Source organism: Nocardia sp. NPDC058518, assembly GCF_042719655.1.
In the GTDB taxonomy this organism is placed as follows: Bacteria; Actinomycetota; Actinomycetes; order Mycobacteriales; family Mycobacteriaceae; genus Nocardia.
Genome location: NZ_JBHXNJ010000005.1, coordinates 325232 through 347163, shown reverse-complemented (window position 1 = coordinate 347163; position 21932 = coordinate 325232). Strand labels below are relative to the sequence as shown.

Below are 21932 nucleotides of genomic sequence, written 5' to 3'. Positions count from 1 at the left end.
TTTCTTTTGTAAACTCCCCCGGGGCGTTCGGTGCTGGCGACCCGTACCGTTACCGTACTGCGACATATGCCGATCGCCCACTTCGAGTGGTCAACCCTCAGGTCAGCCGGTGTTCGCCGGTGTAGATGTTCATCGTCTCGCTGCGCAGGAACCCGACCAGTGTGAGATCGGACTCCGCGGCCAGGTCGACGGCGAGGGCGCTGGGCGCCGACACCGCGGCCAGGATCGGGATACCGGCCATCACCGCCTTCTGCACCAGTTCGAACGACGCGCGACTGCTCACGACAAGCACCAGATCGTGCGCGGGTACCCGGTTCTCGCGCACCGCCCAGCCGATCACCTTGTCGACGGCGTTGTGCCTGCCGATGTCCTCACGCAGGGCGACCAAGGTGCCGTCGGTGGTGAACAGGCCCGCCGCGTGCAGGCCGCCGGTGGCCTCGAACAGCTTCTGCCCGGCGCGCAGCTGTTTCGGCAGGTCGGAAAGGGTGTCGGTCCTGACCGACACGGATTCGTGCGGGATCGGGAAACGACTGTGGGTGCGGACGTCGTCGAGGGCGGTCTTGCCGCAGAGGCCGCAGCCGCCCGTGGTGAGGAAATTGCGGGTGTGGATCGGCACCGGATTGCGTAGGCGCAGGTCGAGGACGTTGTAGGTGTTGTGGCCTTCGCTGTCGGTGCCCGCGCAGTAGCGGGCGGTGACGATGTCGTCGGCCGAACCGATGATGTCCTCGCCGAACAGGAAGCCGTGGACGAGGTCGATGTCGTTGCCGGGCGTGCGCATCGTGACGGTGAGCGATCGGCCGTCGACCCGGATTTCGAGCGGCTCCTCGACGGCGAGCGTGTCGGGTCGCTGGATCCGCCCGGCCGGGGAAAGGCGGGTCGTCTTGCGCCGTGCGGTGACTCTGCTCATCCCATGACTCTGCTCACTGTGAAGGTTCTGATCAACACGGCTTACCGATCAGCTGATCGGCGCGACCGTGAAGTCGGTGGCGCGCGCGGTACCGACGAGCGCGGTGGTGAGGACCGACCCCGGTTCGATCGCCGCGGTGACCAGCGTGATCTGCGCGGTGACGGCCGGGTCGGTGAGTTCGAGAACGCGAAGGTCCGCGGCGGGTCCCAATGCCGCGACCCACGGTTGCGGCACGATGCATGCCCATCGCCCGGTGCGGGCATGCTCGAGCAGCGTAGCCACCGAGTCGCTCTCCAGTTGCGGGGTCGCGGTGAGGCCCCGCGTCGCCAGCGCGTCGTCGATCAGCTGCCGACCGCGCATTCCCTTCGGCAGCAGGCACATCGGAAGTTCCAGCGCGTCAGCCCAGGAGATCGCCGTACGGCTCGCGACCAGCGCGGCGCCCACCACGAGGACATGGCGTTCGGTGTAGAGCGGGGTGAGGGTGAGCCCCGACGTGTCGACACCCTGCACGTAGACGATGCCCGCGTCGAGTTCGAATCGGCGGATCCGTTCGACGATGTCGAGGGACCGCAGACTCGTCTCGACCCGAACCCGCAGCAACGGGTGTTCGGTGCAGAAAGGGTCGGTGAGCAGGGCGACGGTGCTCGACGCCGCGGGCACCACCCCGATCCGCAGCTCGCCCGTGAGGCCGGTCCGCAGCGCGCGGACCTCGTGTTCGAGCGCCTCGCGGTCGGCGATGATCCGCCTGGCCCACAGCACCAGCCGCTCGCCCTCGGGGGTGAGTCCCTCGAACGTGCGCGCGCGGCGGACCAGCGGGACGCCGAGTTCGTGTTCGAGTTTGCGGATCGCCTCCGACAGCGCGGGCTGCGACACGTAACAGGCCTGCGCCGCCCGGGCGAAATGACGTTCCCGGGCGAGCGCGACGAAGTATTCGAGCTGACGGAACAGCATTCAGGCGTCTGGTCAGTCGTCCTCGTCGTCGGCCGCTTTGTTGCGCGCCTTCGCGATCTCGAGTGCCCTCTCGGCGGTGGCCTGGTCCGGGTAGGGGCCCATCCGGTCGCCGTACCAGCAGGTCTTGCCCTGTTCGGCCTTGTGGTGCTCGAGGCAGTAGTACCACTCGTTGTCGTCAGCCATGCCCGCCAGTATGCAACGTTTCGCATACCGGCGTCTCGAAGGCGGGCACCTCGGGAGTAGCGGGTTCGCGGATGAGCAGGGCGACAGCGATTCCCACCGCGACACCGAGCACCGTGTCGATCCCGCGTTCGGTGAGCATGGTGAGCGGATCGGCCGGATCGGCCAGTTCGGTCATCGACATGATCAGCGGGGTGAAGAAGCCGAGCGCCACCGCGTAGTGCCGCGCCATGAACAACTCGGTCGGGTAGAGCAGCGCGATGATCGCCAGCCCCAGCATCGCCGGGCTCGGGCCCGGGATCAGTAGCGGCGCGGTGACCGCGAGTCCGATGAAGGTGCCGACGACCCGGTGCATGCCACGGGTGATCCGGTCACGGGAACTCGCAGCGGCCAGGGGAACCGCGGCGGCCGCCATCGCCCAATTGGCATGGCCCACGCCCAACAGGAGCCCGATCCCGCCGGAGATCGAGATCGCCAGCGCATAGCGTGCCGCCTGCACGGACGACACCCGCCCGGTTCGGTGCGGTGCGATCGGCACCCGCAGCGCACACAGTCCGGCCCGCCGATCCCGCCGCGTCGACTCGAGATAGCCGACCAGCACGCACAGCGCGGCGGTGCCGGAGCACAGCAGCAGCGCCAGGACCGGATCGTGCTGGGCACCGGCCACCATCGCGATCGCGCCGAACGCGAAGATCCCGAAGAACGGGCCTTCCGGCCGCAAGCCGAGCCGGTCGGTGATCGGTGAGGCCACCGCCGCGAACACCGCGACCGCGAACACCAGCACCGCGGGATGGGCGTGCGCGCGGGCGAGCAGAATGCCCGCGCCGACAGCGCCGACCAGCATCACCGCCGCTTCGCTCTGGTGGATCGAGCGTTGCCGCGCCGATTCCGCGAACCCGTACATCCCGGTGAAGGAACCGAAGACGGCGTAGATGAGCAGATCGGTGCGTCCCACCCCGATCAATACGAGGCCGGGGATCGCCAACCCGACGAAAACGCGGGCGGCGGGCAGGTGATCGATCTCGGTGACGAACCGTCGACAAATCTGGCGCGCCCAGGTTCTCGTGGTGCGCAATGGTTCCTCCGAAGTCGGTCGCGGGACGTGCCCGTAGGGCCGATGATTCAGGGTGCACGAGCCGCGCGCACGCCGTCAACCTGCGGTGATCCCGGTCGCACCGGCGGAAAGGGCGCTTCAGCGGCGGTGATAATCGCGACCGATCGACCGGTCGGAAACCGATCTTGGACCCGGCCGAGCGACACGACGACAGTGAGTTACGCCCGGAGCGATCTCGACGGTAGAGAATCGAGCGAGACACTGGACAGGGCTCGTATCTTTCTCGATCCGCATTCACGCGAAGGGAAGATTTGGCATGGCTGACGGTCCGTACAACACCTGGGATCCCGATCGAGGTCCGAGCGGAGCAGCCGACCGGGCGGCCGTGCCGAAAGCCAAGCCCTACCATCACCCGGCAGCGGGCTGGGGCGCGGCGATCGCGGTCGGGAAATTCATGGTCGGCAAGGAGCACGAGCCGTTCATCGGCACCAAGGCCATCCTGAAGATGAACCATCAGGAGCGCGGCTTCGACTGCCCTGGCTGTGCCTGGCCCGACGCGACCGACGGCCTGGCACTCGACGTGTGCGAGAACGGCATCAAGCACGTCACCTGGGAGATGACGCACAAGCGATGCACTCCCGAATTCTTCGCCCAGCACACCGTGACCGAGCTGGCCACCTGGAGTTCCTTCGATCTCGAAGACCAGGGCAGGCTCACCGAGCCGATGGTCTACGACCCCGAGACCGACCACTACGTGCCGATCAGCTGGGCTGCCGCGTTCGAGATGGCGGGCAAGGCGCTACGCGACCTGTCCGACCCGAACGAGGCCGCGTTCTACACCTCCGGCCGGCTCGCCAACGAGGCCACCTTCCTCTACCAGCTGATGGTGCGCGAATACGGCACCAACAATCTGCCCGACTGTTCCAACATGTGTCACGAAGCCAGCGGCCGCGCTCTGCAGGCCTCGCTCGGCACTGGCAAGGGCACCTGCGACCTGGAAGACTGGGACAAGGCCGACGCCCTGTTCGTCATGGGCCTCAATGTCGCCTCGAACGCACCGCGCATGCTGACCGCGCTCGCCGAGGCCTATCAGCGCGGCGCCCAGGTGGTGCACGTCAATCCGATGATCGAAGCGGGCTCGCGCAACACAATCATCCCGCACGACTTCCTTGCGATGGCCACCTTCCACCCCACCAAGACCGGCACGCTCGATCTGCAGGTGCGCATCGGCGGCGACTTCGCGCTGATCCGCGGCATGGCCAAGGCCGTCCTCGAAGAGTCCGAGACCGACGAGAAGGCCCTGGACCATGAGTTCATCGAGCGCTACACCTTCGGCTTCGACGACTATGTGCGCGAGGTGGCGGCGACCACCTGGGCCGAGATCCAGACCCAGTCGGGACTGAGTGAGGCGCAGGTCCGCAAAGCCGCCCGGATCTACTGCGACGCCGACCGCAGCATCATCAGCTGGTGTCTCGGCATCACCCAGCACGAGCACGGCGTGGAGACGATCCGCGAGATCGTGAACCTGCTTCTCCTGCGGGGCAACCTCGGTCGTGAAGGCGCTGGCCCGTCGCCGGTGCGCGGACACAGCAATGTGCAGGGCAACCGGACGTGCGGCATCGCCAACAATCCGCCCGCCGAATTCCTCGACCGGCTGGCCAAAGTGTGCGAGATCGAGGTGCCGCGCGCCAACGGCTACGACGTGGTCGCCGCCATCGAGGCGATGCAGCAGGGCAAGCTGAAGTTCTTCATGAGCATGGGCGGCAACCTCGTCCAGGCCGCGCCCGACAGCGCCTACACCTTCGAGGCGTTCCGGAAGGCCGAGTTCACCGTCATGGTCTCCACCAAGCTCAACCGCAGCCACGTCGTGCACGGCAGACGCGCGCTGATCCTGCCCTGCCTCGCGCGCACCGAACACGATCATCAGCGCAGCGGCCCGCAGGTGATCTCGATGGAGAACGGCATGGCCGTGGTGCACCTGTCCAAGGGCATGAAGAAGCCCGCGTCGCCGCATCTGCTGTCGGAGCCCGCGATCCTGGCCGGTATCGCCAAAGCCGCACTGCCCGAGACGAAGACGCCGTGGGACTACTACGTCGAGGACTACGACCGCATCCGCGACACCATGTCGAAGGTCCTCGACGGTTTCGAGGACTACAACCGGCGGGTGCGGCTCGGGCTCGGCTTCCGGATCCGCCAGCCCGCGCGTGAGCTCATCTTCCTCACCCCGTCGGCCAAGGCGGAGTTCTCCGCGGCGACGCTGCCCGACACCACCAACCCGCCCGGGGTGCTCACCCTGGCGACGCAGCGTTCGCATGACCAGTGGAACACCACCATCTACACGAACAACGATCGCTATCGCGGCGTGAAGAACCTGCGCACGCTGATCTTCATGAACACCGGCGATATGCGCGAACGCGGCTTGCGGGAGTTCGACGAGGTCGATATCACCAGCACGGCCAGGGACGGGTCGACGCGGTCGCTCTACCGATACAAGGTCGTCTCCTACGACATTCCGGCGGGCTGCGCGGCCGGGTACATGCCGGAGATGAATGTGCTGTGCGCGATCGGCGACTACAGCACCGAGAGCGATCAGCCGATGATGAAGAGCGTGAAAGTGACTGTCACACCGTCGAGTTGACCCGAGGAGAAAGGATGCCCGATGTCATATCTGCTCGCACTGGTCGCCGAACCCGGTGAGAACTCCGCCTCGCAACAGCTGGCGATCGAGGCCCAGCGGGTGGCGATCCGCAACAGTATCGACGTGGTGAGTCTGGCCGAGCTCGACACCCTGCCCACCTACAGTGCCGCGATCGACACCGAGGACGGACGTCCGCTGATCGCCAACCAGCTGCGTCGCTCCACGCTGGAAGCCGACGGTGTGCTGCTGTTCGCGGCCGAGGGCGCGAGCGTGCCGACGCTCGCGGCGAGCGTGATCGCCTGGCTGGCCACGCCGGAATCGGCTCCGACCGTCGGGGGCAAACCGGTCGCGGTGATCACGGTGGGTCCCGGCGAGGTGATCAATCAGGACCTGGCGGATCGATTACGCAAGGCGGGCGCCGATGTGGTGGCCGACGGTGTGTCGATCACCGGATCGTGGAGTGATCCGGACACGATGAATCGGCTCGGGGACACGATGATCGCGGTCGCTTCGGCGCACTGAGGTTGTTCGCGGCCGCGGCCCCGAGCCGCGGCCGTTCGGTGTCAGTAGACGTAGACCACGGCGTTCTCGCCGCCGGTGCAGGTGACGAGTTTGCCCTCCGGGGCGCACGTCATCGTGTAGGTGCGCCCGGTCACCGGGCTGGTCGCCACCACTGGGCGCGCACCGGTGCCGCCGCCCGCGTAGGCCTCCCGGACCGCCTCGGCGAAGCCACAGCTGGTGACGGCGCTGCCGACGGCGACTTTGCTGTAAGCGCCGGTGGCGGAACCGGATTCGCAGGGCTGTGCGCCGACCGGCAGGGTGACCGGTCCGGCCGAGGTGGTGGTGGGAGCGGCGGTGGTCGCGCGCGGGGTGGTGCCCGCTGGTTGGCCGGAACCACCCGGTGCTTGCGAAATCGGTGCGGCCGTGGCGGTTTGTTCGGGCTCGGCGGCCGACATCATGCGCCAGCCGATCGCGCCACCGACCGCGAGTACCACCACGGCGAGGACACCGACGAGGACCGGCAGCAGGACCGATCGCCTGCGACCCGAATCCTGGTGCGCCCAGGCCGGATCGGGACCGTACGCCGGGTCGGGGCCATAGGCGGGATCCGGACCGTAGCCGGGATCGTAGTCAGGATCCCGGTAGGCGTGGTCACCGTAGGCGCTGGGCGGTTCGTCGTAATTGGAGTACGCGTTCTCCTGGCCCACGTGCTGTCTGGTCGCGGCTGAACGCGCCGGATCGTCGAACTCCGGCGGGGCTTGATGCGCACCGAACGGTGCGGCGCCACCACGATATTGGTGTGTCGGCTGCGAGCGCTGCGGATCCGGTTCGTCGGCGTGGCTCCCACCGTAATGCTGGGTCGGCGCCGACCGTTGCACCTCGGCAGGGTCGTACTGCTCGGTCGGCGGACTGAACTGATCATCGGGCGCACCGCCGTAATGCTGTGTGGCGGCGAAACGTTGGGGGTCGACCCGCCCTTCCGGGTCGTTGTCCTCGTCACCGAACCATTGCGTCGGGGCTCCGGGCCGATCGGCCGGGTTCGCGCGGTCGTCACCGAACTGCCCGGTCTGCCCACCGAACCGGTCGTCCGAATCATCGTCGAAACGATCGGCGGGACCACCGAATCGGTCTCGCGGATCGTCGAGGTCGCCACCGAACTTCTGCGTCGGCGCCGCGAAGGGGGCGGGCTGGTTCGGGCGGGGTGCGCCGAATTCCGGTGCGGGAGTGGGGAAGCGGGGGTTGGGGTTCGATGGCGGGGCGTTGTATTGCTCCGTCGGCGGGGAGTACGCGGCCGGGATGGGGTGTTCGCCGGTGTAGCGCTGGGTAGCGGCTGCCCGGTGGGGGTCCTGGCCGTATTGCTGAGGGGGCAGTAGGTGCGGGCCTGTCGGCGCCGGGTAGGGGGTAGCCGAGCCGGGGCGCGGTGGCTGCGGGAGCGGAGCCGATGTTTCGCCCGGCTGCGCACCGTCGTAGAGGTGCGCGTCGGGGAAGGGACGCATCCGCGGGAGACCCTGGTCAGGGGTGTAGGCCGGTGGCGGCTCTGGGGCTTCCGGCTCGTCGGTCGACGGGAGAGGCGTGAAGTGGGTGTCGGCGGCCCGGATCTCGGCGGGGCCGGTCGGCTGGATCACCGCGGGGATCGAGATCTCGCCGGTGCCCTCCGCGGGGATGCGGCGGAAACCGGTGGTGTCCGTTGCCCCGGAGCGCGCCTCGGGTGGGCGGATGATCAATGTCGGCTGGGCACCGGTCGCGGTCGACTGGCTGCGCGAAGTCTCGACGCCACCGGTCGCGGTCACCGCGCCGATCACGCGGAACTCCCCCGTCGGCGTCGGCACCTGCTCGACGTGTTCGGGTTCGGCGGGCACTGCGCGCTCGGCATCAGCGGGAACACCGGTCGGCGCCCCGGCGGCGCCACGTCCCACACCGGCGGCGAACCCGGCTGCCGCGGCGAACCCGCGCCCTGGCGCAGGCGCGGAGCCCGGACCACCGGCCGGCGAACCAGCGGGCCCACGGAGCGTGGCACCGGGGGAAGAACCTGGAGTCACATCATGGCCACCGGGGTCGCGGCGGGCCCCGGTGTACGACGCGAAAGCATCCGATGGTGCGGGCAGGGGCGCGCCGCCGTCCCGCACGGCCGAGGCCAGTGCTCGGCGAGCGGCGACAGCCAGGGCACCGGCCGACGCGTATCGATCGGACGGGTCCTTGGCCATGCCGGTCCCGATGACATCGTCGAGTGCGCCGGGTATCCCGTGCAGTAACTCACTCGGACGTGGCGGTGCCTCGGACAGGTGCGCGCGGACCAGCACGCTCATGCTCGCGGCCGGGAAAGGCGAAGCGCCGGTGAGGCACTCGTGCAGCACGCAGGCCAGCGAGTAGACGTCGGCGCGGTGCGAGATCGGGCCGACATCGAAGCGTTCCGGCGCCATGTAGATGTAGGAGCCCACCGCCATCCCGGCCTGGGTCACCGCGCTGTCACCCTCGGTGTGCGCGATGCCGAAGTCGGCGAGGTAGGCGAAATCGGCGGGCGTGACCAAGATGTTGGCGGGCTTCACATCGCGATGCACCAGGCCACCCGCGTGGGCGGCATCCAGCGCCGCGGCGATCTGCTCGACGACAGCGACCGCGCGTTCCGGGCTCATCGGCCCGCCCCCGCGCAGCACCGTCCGCAGATCGGCGCCGGGCACCAAGCGCATGTCGATGAACAGGACCCCGTCGATCACACCCCAGTCGTGGATCGGGATGACGTGCGGTTCGGCCAGCTTGGCCGCGGCTTGGGATTCCCGGCGGAACCGGACCTGGTAGGCCGGGTCCTGCGCCAGCTCCTGCGCCAGCAACTTCAGGGCGACCACTCGATCTTTGCCGGTGTCGTAGGCCTCGTAGACCTCGCCCATCCCGCCTTTGCCCAGCATCGACCGCAACTCGTACGGACCGAATCTGGTCCCCGCCCGTGACCCAGGTGCGTGCACCGGCGTCCGCCTCCCACTTCTGGCAGGTCCGCCGGACCTGCTTCTCAGTAGGAAGATTCTCCCGGTGTCACTACGCCGTGGTCAAACGCGAACACGATCGCGGCAGCTCGGTCGCGCAGGTCCAGCTTGCCGAATATGTGTCCGACGTGGCTTTTCACCGTTACTTCCGAGATACCGAGTTCGGCGGCGATCTCGCTGTTGACCCGGCCGGAGCCGATCAATTCGAGCACTTCGTACTCGCGGGCGGTGAGTTCGCCGAGTCGGCGGTCGGTTCGGGTACCGACCGGTTTCACTGTTCGGTAGGCCGTGAGTACCCGTCCCGTCACCGAGGGGTCGAGCCACGCGCCACCGCCTGCCACGGTGCGGACCGCGCGGATCAGATCCTCCGCGGGCGAGTCCTTGAGCAGAAACCCCGCGGCGCCCGCGCGCAACGCCCCGGAGAGCAGCTGATCGTCGTCGAAGGTGGTGAGCACGAGAACCGGCGGAGCGTCGGGACGGGCACGCAGCAACCTGGTCGCATCTATGCCGCCGACCCGCTTCATGCGCAGATCCATCAGCACCACATCGGGCCGTTGGGTGGCGATCGCGGCGGCGACCTCGTCGCCGTCGGCACACTCGTTGATGGTGAAGCCGTCGCGGCGGCGCAGGATTCGGCGCAGTCCACCGCGCACGAGTTCCTGATCGTCGACCACGAGCACTGTCACCAGCTGCTCGATCGGCGAAGCGGTCGTCACGTGTCCTCCTGGGGTTTGTTCCAGAGCTTGCCCGGCAGCATCGTCGCGATGGCGACGCACGAGCCTGTTCGCAGCGGGAAGCCGACCCGCACCGTCCAGCCGTCGTCGCCGTTGCCCGCGGTGATCTTCCCACCGAGCAGTTCGGTGCGTTTACGCATGCCGCGCAGTCCCATCCCGGTGTCGCGGCGGGGCGCGATACCGAGCGGAAGCGGATTCGACACGACCAGCATCGCGGCCTCGGCGGTGACATCGAGGCGGACCGTGGCGGCGGTGCCCGGCGCGTGCTTGATGACATTGGCCAGCGATTCCTGGCCGATCCGGTAGAGCGCGTGGCCGATGGCGCCGGTAACGGTGGACAGCTCGCCGGTGCGCGTGTAGTCGACGGTGAGCCCGGCGCGGCGGAAGTCGCCGACGAGCTCGTCGATGTCGGCGACGGACGGCTCGGGGGTCAGCTGGGCCGGGCCCGCGTCGAGCATGCCGACGGTGCGCCGGATGTCGGCCATCGCCTGGCGGCCGAGGCGTTCGGCCTCGACGAGCGCTTCCACCGCCTCGGTGGGGTCGTCGTCGGTCTGCAGTGCGCGCCGGGCGGCGGTCAGGTGCAGCAGGGTGATCGAGAGTGAATGGGCGATCACATCGTGGACTTCGCGCGCGATCCGGCGCCGTTCCTCGTCGGCGGCCTGACCGGAGCGGATCGCCTGATTCTCGCGTTCTTGATACAGGAATCGCCGCTGGTACTGCAGCAACACCCCGACGAACATGCCGAGCAGGACACCGATGACGTACATGGGCAGCCCTTCCAGCGGCTGCTCACCCCACTTCAGGTGCCCGGCGAGGTCGAACGCGACCAGTTCGAGGATGGCGAGCAGGGTGAATCCGATCGTCCACCCGCGGGAAGCGACCGCGGCCACCTCACCGGCGACGATCACCAACACGAACGGCGCGAAGTCGGCGGTGACCGGCTGTAGGAGGAACAAGCCGCAGGACAGTAGAGCGGACCCCTTCAACAGGATGGGGTGCGGGTTCACGTGAAAAATCGCGAACAGGGGTATCGGCAGGAACGCGGTGGCCATGGCCAGCAACGGCAGCGGGCTCGGAAAGTAGGAATGCCGCTGGATCACCGCCGCGCCGGTGACCACCAGCAGTGCGATGTCAGCGGCGAGGATCACCGCGGGTGGATAGTCGTAGGGCAACGATTCGATGCGTTCGCGGACCGTGGTGAGCAGACGTGGCACCCCGGCCCTGGCCGCGAACCGCTGCCGCAGGCTCGGCCGGCCCGGCGCGTTCGCGGGGATGGCGTGGCTCACATCCATGATGTAAGGCTAGTCGCCACCTACCGGCCGAGCATCGTCCCGCGAACGGTACCGATCTCCTACCGCGGTAGGAGGAGAAGTCGGGTCCCCGGCACGACGATTCGGCCTTTGACCGCCCGTAGCGTTTGGTTCACCCGCTCACGGAAGGTGAAGCCCATGACCTGGACCGACCTACACCACCGCACCGAGATCGTGCACACCGTGCTCGCCAGGGCCGCGATCGACCCGAACGACCCAGCGCTGTTCGCCGGTATCGCCGACCTCGACAGGCTCTTCGGCGGCGTCGAGGGCCTGCTGCAGGCGCTGGCCAACCGCTGGGACAACCATCTACACGTCAAACTCGAGCTCGCCGAGATCGACGGCCTCACCCCGATGGAGGCCTATCTCGAGCTGGCCGCCGAACAACCTGGCCTGCGTGCGCTTCTCGACGCACGCCGGGCGATCGGGCAGACTACCCGCGACCGCGCACTCGCACGCTGATACCCGAAACTCCCTGGGGGACAAGATATGCCCGACATCGAATCGCCACAGCAGCCGATGCTGGAGTTGACCCGGGTGGTCAAGCAGTATCGCGTCGGCGATCAGGAAGTACGCGCGCTCGACGAGGTGAGCATGCGCATCGAGGCGGGCCAGTTCACCTCGATCATCGGCCCGTCCGGTTCGGGCAAGAGCACCCTGCTGCACCTGCTCGGCGCGCTCGACCGTCCCGACGAGGGCTCGATCCGCTTCCGCGGCGCCGAGATCGGCGATCTCGATGAGGACGAGCAGGCCGCGTTCCGGCTCGAACAGGTCGGCTTCGTCTTCCAGTTCTTCAACCTGCTGCCGACCCTGTCGGCGTGGGAGAACGTGGCCGTCCCGAAATTGCTGGACGGCACCGGATTACGCAAGGCGAAGCCGCGCGCGCTGGAATTGCTCGACCTCGTCGGCCTCGGCGATCGGGCACAGCATCGGCCCGCGGAACTGTCCGGTGGGCAGATGCAGCGCGTGGCGGTGGCGCGGGCCCTGATCATGGATCCGCCGCTGATCCTGGCCGACGAGCCGACCGGCAACCTCGACTCCAAGACCGGTGCCGCGATCCTCGCCCTGCTCGGTGACATTACCGCGCAGGGCAATTCGGTCGTGATGGTGACTCACGACATGAGCTCGATCGACTACTGCGACCGGGTGATCACATTGCGCGACGGCCGGATCGGCGCCGATGAGCTGGCCACCGCGCGGGTCGACGCGTGATCGCCGCGGCATGGGACCGGTTGCGGCTGTTTAATATCGGCGAACTGCTCCGCCATCCGGGCCGCACCCTGTTGTCGGGTGCGGTGATGGGGGTTTCGGCGGCGTTGATCGTGGCGGTGCTGAGTATTTCCGGCTCGGTCACCGGGTCGGTCGACAAACTCACCAAGGGCCTGGCAGGCACCGCCGAACTCGAGATCACCGGGATCACCGACGCGGGATTCGAACAGTCTCTGCTACCCCGGATCTCCGCGACGCCCGGGGTGGCGACGGCGGTGCCGATGCTGCGCGCGACGCTGGGGGCAGGTCCTGATCGGGCACTGCTGATCGGGGCCGATCAGACGATCGGCGCACTCGGCAGCGATCTGGCCGGGCCGATGTCGCAGTACACCACCAAGTTGCTCGGTACCGAGCGCGGCGTGCTGGTCGGCGCGGCCATGGGCCTGCGCGAGGGTGACCCGGTGCCGATCGGGGCAGGCACGGCCAAGGTGGCCGCCGTCCTCGACTCCGAGGCGACCGACCGGCTCAACAGCGGCCACGTGGTGGCCGGTCCGCTGCCGCTGATCCAATTGCTCACCGACCGGGTCGGCAAGCTCGATTCGGTGCAGATCGTGGTGGAACCCGGCACCGATGTGGCCGCGCTGCGCACCGCGCTCACCGAAGCGGTGGACGGGCGTGCCGTGGTCGCCGAACCAAGTCTGCGCACCGCGCAGGCCGGTGGCGCCATCCAGATCATGCGGTATTCCACGCTGATGTCGTCGGCGGCGGCGCTGATCGTGTCGGCCTTCCTGATCTACAACGCGATGAGTATGGCGGTGGCGCAACGCAGGCCGACGCTGTCGCTGTTGCGGGCGATCGGCGGCAAGCGTGCGCCGATGGTGCGCGATCTGCTCGTCGAGGCGGCGATGCTCGGGCTGATCGGTGGGGCGATCGGTGCGGGAATCGGTGCGCTGATGGGGCGGTTCGCGATCGGCAGGCTACCCGCCGCGATCGTGCAGTCGGTCGAGGCGCGGACCGAGTTCCAGGTACCGAACTACGCGGTGCCCGTGGCGATCTCCGCGTGTGTGGTGGCGACGGTGCTGGCGGCGTCGATCGCCGCGCGCCAGGTGTACAAGGTCGCCCCGGTCGAGGCGCTGGCGCCCGTGGAGGCCAGTGATGCCGCGTCGACCGGTTCGGTTCTGCGGTGGGTCGCGCTGGCCGGTGGCCTGTTCCTCGGTGCGGCGGCGGTCGTCATCGCCTTCCTCGACCTCGGCAGGCTGTCGCTGGCCGCGATCACGATGTCGTTCACCGCGACAGTGTTCCTGTGTTTCGCCGCCACCGGACCGATCGTGCGTGGGTCCGCGGCGATCTCGCGCTGGTTCGGTGCGCCGGGCGCGCTCGGGGCGACGACGCTGGAACGCGCGCCGCGCCGCGTGTGGGCTACCGCGATGACGGTGATGATCGGGGTCGCGGCGGTGGTCGCCCTCGGTGGCGCGGCGGGCAACATGGTGAAGTCGGCGACCGATTCGTTCCAGAGTCTCGGCGACACCGACCTCTACGTGAGCCCGAGCCCCGTCGAACAGTTCCCGACCGGCCCCGTGCTGCCCCCCGGTTTGGCCGACCGGGTCGCGGCCGTGCCCGGTGTCGAACAGGTGAACCCCGCCCAGATGGCCTTCGCGACCATCGGCAGCGGCCGGGTGATGTTGCAGGGTTATCCGCCGAGCACCTCCGACACCCGCCTCGGCGCGGTGGCCCCGGCGGTGATCGATCAGATGGAGCGGCGCGAAGGCGTTGTCATCACCCGCGATGTGGCCCGTTCGCTCTCGCTCGCCGTCGGCGACGAGATCACCATGCCCACCCCCTCCGGTGAGCGGAAAACCACAGTACTGCAGGTGATTCCGTACTTCACCGCGGTCTCCGGTGTGGTGATGATGAACCTCGACCAGATGCGGGAGTGGTATCAGCGGCCCGGTGAGACGATCCTGTCGATCCAGTACGTGCCCGGCGCCGACCCCGACGCGGTGCGGGCCGCGGTTCGCGCGATGGTCCCCCAGGAGATCCATGTCGACACCGGTGCCGACATGGTCGACGCGATCTCCTCGAGCGTCGAGCAGGGTGCGGCGATGAGCAACATGATCCTGTGGATCGTCGTGCTGGTGGCGACGGTGGCATTGCTGAACACCCTGATGCTGTCGGTCCTGGAGCGACGCAGGGAGCTGGGGGTGCTGCGCGCCATGGGCACCAACCGCAAGTTCCTCCTGCGCTCGGTGCTGGCCGAAGCAGCGGGCATCGGATTCATCGGCGCGGCAATCGGTCTCGTCGTCGGCATCGCGGTGCAGTACCTGGCCACTGTGGCGATCGGCCACGCGATGACCATCGACATCGTCTACCGCCCGAGCCCACTGATCGCGGTCTACGGTGCGGTGGCACTTGGTCTGGCGCTGCTGGGATCCATCCCGCCTGCCTTGCGTGCGGCCAGGATGCCGATCGTGGCGGCGCTGGCCGTGGACTGACGTTGGTCTCTGCGGCGTCAGGCACCACTGCCTGGCGCCGAAGAGCCGACAGACGCCTGATTCAGTCGCAGGCTGGCCGGCGTGGTGACGCCCTGTGCGGTGGGAGGCTGATGCCGCGAGGTCACGAGTCGGTCAGAGGGGGACTTCTTCCCACCACGCGATGACCTCGTCCTGGGCGGAGGGGCGCGGGGCCCCGCTGGTGCCGCTGCTGCCCCGGCGGCTCACCACGACAAGGTAATTCGCGCGATCCGAGTCATCGGGGAAGCTCAATACCTGATGCGCGGTCTGCGTGCGAGTGCTCGCCGGATCCTGAACCACCCACCGCTGCAACGAGAACGGCACGCCGTCCTTGTCCCCCGCATAGCGAACCGTCGCGGGTAGCGCCTCCAACACCGACCGCGCCTGGCCCTCGTTCGCGTACTCCAGCACCAGGTAGCTCACCGCTCCCGCCTGATTCTCGGCCCGCTCGCACTGCCACCCCGTAGTGATCGGAGTCCACTGCAACGCAGGCTCTTTCCAGGCCAACTCGCTGACATTGCGCACCCCCACACACCGCGCCCCCCGATACCCCATCCCATCACTCATCTCCCCCTGCGGAACCAGTGTCGGAAAAACCCGCCGACTACTCGCGAACGAATCCTCCGCCTCCGCAACCGAACTCGACGGCACCTTCGCGCCACCTTCCGCGTCGAGATCGCCTTCGTCATCCCCCGGCAAGACCACGACAACCAAGGCGGCAACCAACGCCACCAACACCAGAACAAGCGCGACCAACAGCACCCATCCGAACCGCTGCATCCCCGAAACCCGCCGCGGCACCGGCCAATACCCCCGATTCGGCACCATCCAGGGCCCCCGCTGCCCCGGCCGCACCGCACCGGGCTGCTGCCCCGCGCCACCCGGCATGACCGGGCCGCCGGACATGACCGTGCCACCGGGCTGCCCCGCCGCAACCGGCCGGCTCGCGTCGGCGTGCGGTCCTGCGCCACCCGGCTGCCCCACACTGCCTGCCTGACCCACGCTGCACGACTGAGCGGCACTGCCCGGCTGACCCACATTGCCCGGCTGGGCGGCACTGCCCAGCTGCCCCGCATTGCTCTGCGCTGCGTTGCCGGGCTGTCCCGCCCGGCTGGACTGCCCCGCGGCCCCCTCCGGCGACACCGGCCCCGCTGGTGCCGCGTTCGATGGTCCAGCGATCGATGTCACCTTGGTCAGGGCCGCCGAGTTCGCCGCATCCAGTTCGCCCGCATCAGGCATCGACACGACATCTGTTGCCGCAGTGGCGGATACCTCCGCCGGAGCATCGCCGTAAGCAGCCGGACTTCCGCTACCGGAGCCCGCGGATCCAGGGCCGAGGTCGCCGCCGATCGCCTCACCGCCGTGGGATCGCTCCACTGCGGACGACGCAGGCTTGTCGAGAGATATCGGGCTGGACGGTATTCCGACATCACCAGGAGGTGGCGCCGGTACCGCGTTCGGCTGTGCGGCAACGGGACCGGCGGCCTGGTGCGGCGCGACCGGTCGCTGGCCCGCAGCAGGAGGGGCGGCAGCTGGCGGACGGGGCGGCGGCTGCCAATTGGGTTGTGGCGCAGGCTGCATGGACGGGACCTGGTAGCCAGGGGGCGCCATACCGGGTTGCGGGAAGGGCGCGGCCGGTCCGGGCTGCGGGGCAGGCGGGTAGAAGCCCGGCGGGTTAGCGGGTGGACGCGGCAGGACGGGCGGCGTCTTCGAGGTGAGTGCCTGACGTGCGGCCTTGGCGAACGCGACGCACGAATCGAACCGCGCCGCAGGGTGTTTCGCCATCGCCGCGGCGAGAACGGCATCCATGATCGGCGGCAGACCCGCGCGACGCAGCGCCAAAGGCGGCGGCGGGGCATAGAGGGTTCCGCGGATGATCTCGTTCGGGTCGGCGGAGTCGAAGGGTGCCAACCCGGTGAACAACCAGTACAGCGAACAAGCCAGCGAGTACTGGTCGGAGCGATGGTCGAGTTCGGCGCCGGTCATCTGTTCCGGCGACGCGTAAGCCAGTGTCGCGGTGAACATTCCCTGCTGGGTGAGGTGGGTGGAGTCGGCGCGCAGGCGGGCGATGCCGAAGTCGGTGAGGAAGACTCGCTCGCCCTGGCCACCGGTGGAGCGGGCCAGCAAGATATTGGCGGGCTTCACATCGCGGTGCAGCACTCCCCTGCCGTGCGCGTAATCCAGTGCGTCGGCCACCCCTTCGATGATCTGCACGGCCCGCTCGGGCGGCAATGCCATCGGGTCGACGGTCGCGGCGTCGATCCCGTCGACGTACTGCATGCTGATCCAGAGTTGTTCGCCCTCGGTCCCCCGGTCGTAGACGGTGACGATGCCGGGATGGTCGAGCCCGGCGGCCAGATCGGCCTCCCGTTCGAACCGCGCGCGAACTCGCTCGTCGGCGAACAGGTCCCGATTGAGCAGCTTGAGCGCGGTCAGCCGATCCAGGCGCGGATGCCGGGCCAGATACACCGTGCCCATGCCGCCCTGGCCCAACATCGCCTCGATGGTGAACCCGGCGAACACCTCACCGATGTCGTGCATGTGACCCCCTTCCGACCGTGTGACCACGCTCATTCGAATTCTCGCCGAAAATCGGTGAAACTTGCTAACAGTCGTCCGGTAGCGTCCGGACGCGCTCGACGAGAAGTTTGCACCGCCGAAGCACACGCGCACTGGGTGGTGGGGAGGATTCGGTGGTGAAGTCGACCGGAAAGGCGGCTGCCTGTCGCAGGCTGCTGCTCGGTGGAGTGCTGGCAACCGCAGCGCTGTCCACCTCGTGTACCACGCCAGGCACCCCGACGGCGGTGAGCGCGCCCACGGTCACCGTGAACAGCGAAGACGCCTGGCATCCGGGACTGTCCATCGTGCTGCCCGATTCCCTGGCCGCGGAGTTCACCCAGCTGCAATCGAAGCTGCCCGGCCAGGTCGGTATGGCCTTGATGCCGGTCGGCGGCGGCCGGATGACGATCTACGGCGACTGGGACACCGGCATCGCCTGGTCCACGATCAAGATCCCGCTCGCCGTCGCCGCGTTGCGCCACGATCAGGACCAGTCGATCTTCGAGATGGCGCAGGCCGCGATCACGGTGTCGGACAACGACGCCGCCGAGGGCCTGTGGGAATCCCTCGGTGACGCACCGGAAGCCGCCGACGCCGTGCAGCAGATCCTCGACGAGGCGGGCGACACGGCCACCGGAAAGGCGGGCACCCGCACCGAACTCGACGGCACCGCCTTCGGTGGCACCGTGTGGTCGCTGGCCAACCAGGTGCGGTTCGCGTCGCGGCTGCCCTGCCTGCCGCAGGCCGAGGTCGTCACCTCGCTGATGGGCGAGATCACCGAGGAACAGGGCTGGGGTCTTGGCCTGCTCGACGACACCGAGTTCAAAGGCGGCTGGGGCCCCGACGACGTCACCGGGGTCTACACCGTGCGCCAGTTCGGACTGGTGCCCGTCGGCAGCGGTCAGCTCGCGGTAGCCCTTGCGGCGCAAGCTGATTCGGGGTCGTTCGACGACACCACCGCACTGCTCGACCGGTTGGCGCTGCTGCTGGCCCGGCACCTGCCGGAACTGCGCGGCGGGGTCTGCCCGCGCTGAGCGCACCGGCTCAGCCGGGAACGACCAGGCCGGATTCATACGCCAGGACCACCGCCTGGGCGCGGTCGCGCAGCCCGAGCTTCGAGAACACCTTGGAGACATGGGTTTTCACGGTCTGCTCGGCCACGAACAGCGCCGCGGCGATCTCGGTGTTCGACAACCCCTTGGCCACCAGTTCGAGCACCTCGCGTTCGCGCGGGGTGAGTGTGCCGAGCGCGGGCGCCGGGGCGGCGCGCACCGTATTGCGTCTGCGGGTGACGTCGGCGATGAGTCTGCGGGTGATGGTCGGCGCGAGCAGCGCCTGACCGTCGGCGACCACCCGTACCGCGCGCACCAATTCCTCGGCGGGCGCGTCCTTGAGCAGGAACCCGCTCGCACCGATACTCAGCGCCTCGTAGACGTAGTCGTCGATGTCGAAGGTGGTGAGCATGAGAACCCGCACCGGCGGATCGAAATTCGCGGTCAGGATCGCGCGGGCGGCGTCGAGCCCGTTCATCTCCGGCATCCGCACATCCATCAGCACCACATCGGGACGCAGCCGCTTGGCCTCGGCCACCGCCACCTTGCCGTCGGGTGCGTCGCCGACGACGCTGATATCGGTCTGCGCACCCAGCAGGGCGCCGAAACCCTGGCGCACCATCGCCTGGTCGTCGGCGATCAAAACGGTAATAGCCACCCAACCACCTTAGAGGGTGGGCAGTTTCACCGAGACCTCGAATCCGCCGGTGAGTGTGGGCCCCGCGTGGAGTTCACCGCCCACCGCGACAACGCGAGTGCGCATGCCGTCGATGCCGTGACCACCGCCCGCACCGGGTTGCGACACCGTGGCGGTCGCGGCGTTGTGCACGGTCACACTCACCTCGCCGGGGGCGACCGCCACCGCCACCTGCACCGCCGCGCCCGGTGCGTGCCGCGCGCAGTTGGCCATCGATTCCTGCACCACCCGATAGACGACCAGCCCGGTCGTCTCCGGCACCGAATCCAGATCCCCGGTCACCGTCCAGTCGACCGGCAGACCCGCGCGCAGGGCCGACGCGCACAGCGCGGGCACGTCCGCGGCGCGCGGCTGCGGCGCGTGTTCGGGCAGCTGGCCGTCACTGCGCAACACCCCGAGCAGGCCCCGGATCTCGTTGAGCGCGGTACGGGCGGTGGCGCCGATGGATTCGAATTCGGCCCGCGAGGCCGGGTCGAGGTCGGTGATCCGGTACGGCGCGGTCTGGGCCTGCACCACCACCATCGACATGTGGTGAGCGACCACATCGTGCAGGTCACGAGCGATCCGCGCCTTCTCCTCGAGGATCGCCCGCCGCGCCCGCTCGAGTTCGGTCACCTCTTCCTGCCGCTCGAGCTTGCGCCGCGAGGCCAGCAGGATCCGCACGAGATAGCCGAACAGGGCCAGCGCGCCGAACCCCATCGCCCAGCCCCACAGCGGACCGGTATCCGAGCCGGGCATCGTCGTGGCGAACAGCATCGAGGTAGCCGCCCAGGCGACGACCACGATCGGCACCGAGGCCCGTACCGCCACCGCGAACAGCAGCACGAACAGCACGATGATGTGCACGACCTGGAAGGGCAGGTCGTTGTCCGCACCCGGCTGCAGGCCGATCGAGAACAGCAGCGCGGCGCCGGCGGAGATCGCCCAGCCCATCGCCGGGTTGACCCGCACGAACAGAATCGGGAAGGCCGCCAGTGCCGACAGCAGCGGCGCGGTGACCGGCGACACCTCGTGGGTCACGAACAGCGTGGGCCACGCGATGCTGTACAAAATCAGCGCGACCAGCACCGTTGCGAAGTCGAACCAGGTGCGCGCGGGTACTCGTCGCGCGGCAGGGGGCAGTGGTGCGGTCATGACAGTGAGCCTACGAACCGTCCGGTCAGCGGACCTCATACCCACGAACCGAATACGACCCCCTACCCTGGTGTGACCCCGGCGCCGGGTCTGCCACCCGTGCGCCCCGATAAACAAGTCCGCAGCGGGATGTCCGCCGCGAGACCCGCTCCTTACCGTCGGAGGCCATGAACACCCCGCTTCGCCCGGTACCCGCCGCTGTTGTGGCCCGTACCGCAGATACCGCCGCCTCCGAGCCGGCCCCCGCTCCTGCCCCCGCCGGGCAGCACCGCCGTCGTAGCGGCGTCGCCCTGTGCACGGCCGGACTGGCCATGGCAGCGGCGGTGGTCATGTCGGCACCGGGCGCCATGGGTGGCACCACGCCGGAAGCCACCGAGAACGTGGTGGCCGCCGCCGCGGTGCGGGCGCTCACCGACGACAGCCCCGACGCGACTTCGCTGATCCCGCGCGACTTCGGCTACAAGTTCGGTTACGACCCCGCGCCGCAGGAAGGCCTGCTGGTGAACCCGAACGGCGGCTGTTCCTCGCCGGTGACGCTGCCCGCCGAGTTCGAGCCCGCCTGCAGGGCCCACGACCTGGGCTACGACGTGCTGCGCTACGCCGAGCGGGTCGACGAACCGCTGGGCGGATGGGCCCGCCGCTCGGTGGACGCGGCACTGAACCGGCGCATCCACGCGGCCTGCGAGCTGCGCGACGACGAGTTCTCCCGCGCCCGCTGCGCCGTGATGGCCGATATCGCGTTCACCGCCGTGGACGTGAACTCGCGCCGCCAGGAGTACGGCGCACCGGTGGTCGAGAACGTCTTCGCCCAGACCGACCCGGCCGACCGCCCCAACCTCTGGCCGCTCGCACGCACGGTTCTCGGCCTGTTCGCGGTGACGGCGGCCTCGGCCGTGATCATCGACGCGCTGCGCAAGGTACGTCGCCGGTTGGCCTGATCCGGTTGCCGAAAACTAGAACATGTCCTAGTTTTCACACATGGCTCTAGTCATCGACGAAACGATCGAAATCGACGCCCCTGCCGCGAAGGTGTGGGAGGTGCTCACAGATTTCGAACGCTACGGCGAGTGGAACACCTTCTGCTACGAAGCGTCGAGCACCCTGGAACCGGGCTCGGCCATCGACATGAAGGTAAAACTGGGCAACAACCGCCGCCCACAGCGCGAATGGATCCGCACCCACACCCCGGGTGTCGAGTTCAGCTACTCGATGTCGCCGGTACCCCTCGGCACCCTGCACAGCCTGCGCTCACACACCGTCGTACCCCTCGGCCCCGACCGGTGCCGCTACGAGTCCCGGTTCACCCTCGCCGGCTGGTTCAGCCCGGTGGTGGCCTTGGCACTGGGCAAGCATCTGCGCTCTGGCTTCGCCGCGATGACAGCGGGCGTCGGCCGCCGCGCGACCGCGTAACCGAAAAGCGGGGGGGGGGGGGGGGCGGTGTTGCCCCAGGACCCCCCCCCCACGCTCGAAGTCATCGCCCCGCAGCCCGAGCGCCCGCCCACCCCCCCCCCCGCCAGC

At 68.7% G+C, this 21932-nt stretch carries 18 protein-coding genes; 8 read left to right on the top strand and 10 right to left on the bottom strand.

Features of this window, described 5'->3' with window-relative positions:
- Positions 1–97 precede the first annotated feature (97 nt).
- From fdhD to ACFWPX_RS12380, 4 genes are read right to left on the bottom strand one after another with little or no spacing between them, the layout of a single operon-like run.
- Entirely contained in the window at positions 98–907 is an 810-nt protein-coding gene (fdhD, locus tag ACFWPX_RS12395; RefSeq protein WP_378912526.1) for a formate dehydrogenase accessory sulfurtransferase FdhD, read from the bottom strand.
- Between the two features lie 48 nt (positions 908–955).
- Entirely contained in the window at positions 956–1858 is a 903-nt protein-coding gene (locus tag ACFWPX_RS12390; RefSeq protein ID WP_378927505.1) for a LysR family transcriptional regulator, read from the bottom strand.
- 12 nt (positions 1859–1870) lie between these two features.
- A complete protein-coding gene (locus ACFWPX_RS12385) occupies positions 1871–2041 on the bottom strand; it encodes a hypothetical protein (protein ID WP_378912529.1) in 171 nt (56 codons plus the stop codon).
- Entirely contained in the window at positions 2034–3113 is a 1080-nt protein-coding gene (locus ACFWPX_RS12380; protein WP_378927504.1) for an FUSC family protein, read from the bottom strand. The genes ACFWPX_RS12385 and ACFWPX_RS12380 overlap by 8 nt, the downstream gene beginning before the upstream one ends.
- A gap of 295 nt (positions 3114–3408) precedes the next feature.
- Here ACFWPX_RS12380 and ACFWPX_RS12375 point away from each other — a divergent pair, with 295 nt between their 5' ends.
- Both ACFWPX_RS12375 and ACFWPX_RS12370 read left to right on the top strand, forming a co-directional pair.
- Positions 3409–5730 carry an FdhF/YdeP family oxidoreductase gene (locus ACFWPX_RS12375; protein ID WP_378927503.1) on the top strand — a complete coding sequence of 774 codons (2322 nt, stop codon included), beginning with the start codon at positions 3409–3411 and terminating at the stop codon, positions 5728–5730.
- A gap of 21 nt (positions 5731–5751) precedes the next feature.
- On the top strand, positions 5752–6252 hold the full coding sequence (locus tag ACFWPX_RS12370) for an NADPH-dependent FMN reductase (RefSeq protein WP_378927502.1): 501 nt from the start codon (positions 5752–5754) through the stop codon (positions 6250–6252).
- Positions 6253–6293: 41 nt separating this feature from the next.
- Here the strand turns inward: ACFWPX_RS12370 and ACFWPX_RS12365 are convergent, their stop codons facing one another.
- From ACFWPX_RS12365 to ACFWPX_RS12355, 3 genes are all read right to left on the bottom strand, one after another.
- Positions 6294–9134 carry a protein kinase gene (locus ACFWPX_RS12365; protein ID WP_378927501.1) on the bottom strand — a complete coding sequence of 947 codons (2841 nt, stop codon included), beginning with the start codon at positions 9132–9134 and terminating at the stop codon, positions 6294–6296.
- A gap of 101 nt (positions 9135–9235) precedes the next feature.
- Positions 9236–9925 (bottom strand): response regulator, encoded by a 690-nt coding sequence (locus ACFWPX_RS12360; protein ID WP_378912534.1) that lies wholly within the window; start codon positions 9923–9925, stop codon positions 9236–9238.
- A complete protein-coding gene (locus ACFWPX_RS12355) occupies positions 9922–11235 on the bottom strand; it encodes a sensor histidine kinase (RefSeq protein ID WP_378927500.1) in 1314 nt (437 codons plus the stop codon). Before ACFWPX_RS12355 ends, ACFWPX_RS12360 begins: the two co-directional genes overlap by 4 nt.
- Before the next feature lie 156 nt (positions 11236–11391).
- On the opposite strand from ACFWPX_RS12355, the gene ACFWPX_RS12350 reads away from it, so the two are divergent.
- The 3 genes from ACFWPX_RS12350 to ACFWPX_RS12340 are packed head-to-tail and all read left to right on the top strand — an operon-like array spanning position 11392 to position 14954.
- Entirely contained in the window at positions 11392–11715 is a 324-nt protein-coding gene (locus ACFWPX_RS12350; RefSeq protein WP_378912536.1) for a hypothetical protein, read from the top strand.
- Positions 11716–11742: 27 nt separating this feature from the next.
- On the top strand, positions 11743–12465 hold the full coding sequence (locus ACFWPX_RS12345) for an ABC transporter ATP-binding protein (RefSeq protein WP_378927499.1): 723 nt from the start codon (positions 11743–11745) through the stop codon (positions 12463–12465).
- On the top strand, positions 12462–14954 hold the full coding sequence (locus ACFWPX_RS12340; RefSeq protein ID WP_378927498.1) for an ABC transporter permease: 2493 nt from the start codon (positions 12462–12464) through the stop codon (positions 14952–14954). Before ACFWPX_RS12345 ends, ACFWPX_RS12340 begins: the two co-directional genes overlap by 4 nt.
- Before the next feature lie 132 nt (positions 14955–15086).
- Here the strand turns inward: ACFWPX_RS12340 and ACFWPX_RS12335 are convergent, their stop codons facing one another.
- Positions 15087–17513 (bottom strand): protein kinase, encoded by a 2427-nt coding sequence (locus ACFWPX_RS12335; protein WP_378927497.1) that lies wholly within the window; start codon positions 17511–17513, stop codon positions 15087–15089.
- Positions 17514–17668: 155 nt separating this feature from the next.
- Between ACFWPX_RS12335 and ACFWPX_RS12330 the strand changes: the two genes are divergently transcribed.
- Positions 17669–18565 carry a hypothetical protein gene (locus ACFWPX_RS12330; RefSeq protein WP_378912541.1) on the top strand — a complete coding sequence of 299 codons (897 nt, stop codon included), beginning with the start codon at positions 17669–17671 and terminating at the stop codon, positions 18563–18565.
- Positions 18566–18575: 10 nt separating this feature from the next.
- Here the strand turns inward: ACFWPX_RS12330 and ACFWPX_RS12325 are convergent, their stop codons facing one another.
- Positions 18576–19241, bottom strand: coding sequence for a response regulator (locus ACFWPX_RS12325; protein ID WP_378912542.1), 666 nt, complete (start codon positions 19239–19241; stop codon positions 18576–18578).
- A gap of 9 nt (positions 19242–19250) precedes the next feature.
- A complete protein-coding gene (locus tag ACFWPX_RS12320) occupies positions 19251–20414 on the bottom strand; it encodes a sensor histidine kinase (RefSeq protein ID WP_378927496.1) in 1164 nt (387 codons plus the stop codon).
- 167 nt (positions 20415–20581) lie between these two features.
- On the opposite strand from ACFWPX_RS12320, the gene ACFWPX_RS12315 reads away from it, so the two are divergent.
- Both ACFWPX_RS12315 and ACFWPX_RS12310 read left to right on the top strand, forming a co-directional pair.
- Entirely contained in the window at positions 20582–21352 is a 771-nt protein-coding gene (locus ACFWPX_RS12315) for a hypothetical protein (protein ID WP_378912544.1), read from the top strand.
- A gap of 40 nt (positions 21353–21392) precedes the next feature.
- Complete coding sequence (locus ACFWPX_RS12310) at positions 21393–21824, top strand: SRPBCC family protein (protein WP_378912545.1); 432 nt, start codon at positions 21393–21395, stop codon at positions 21822–21824.
- Positions 21825–21932: the final 108 nt, after the last annotated feature.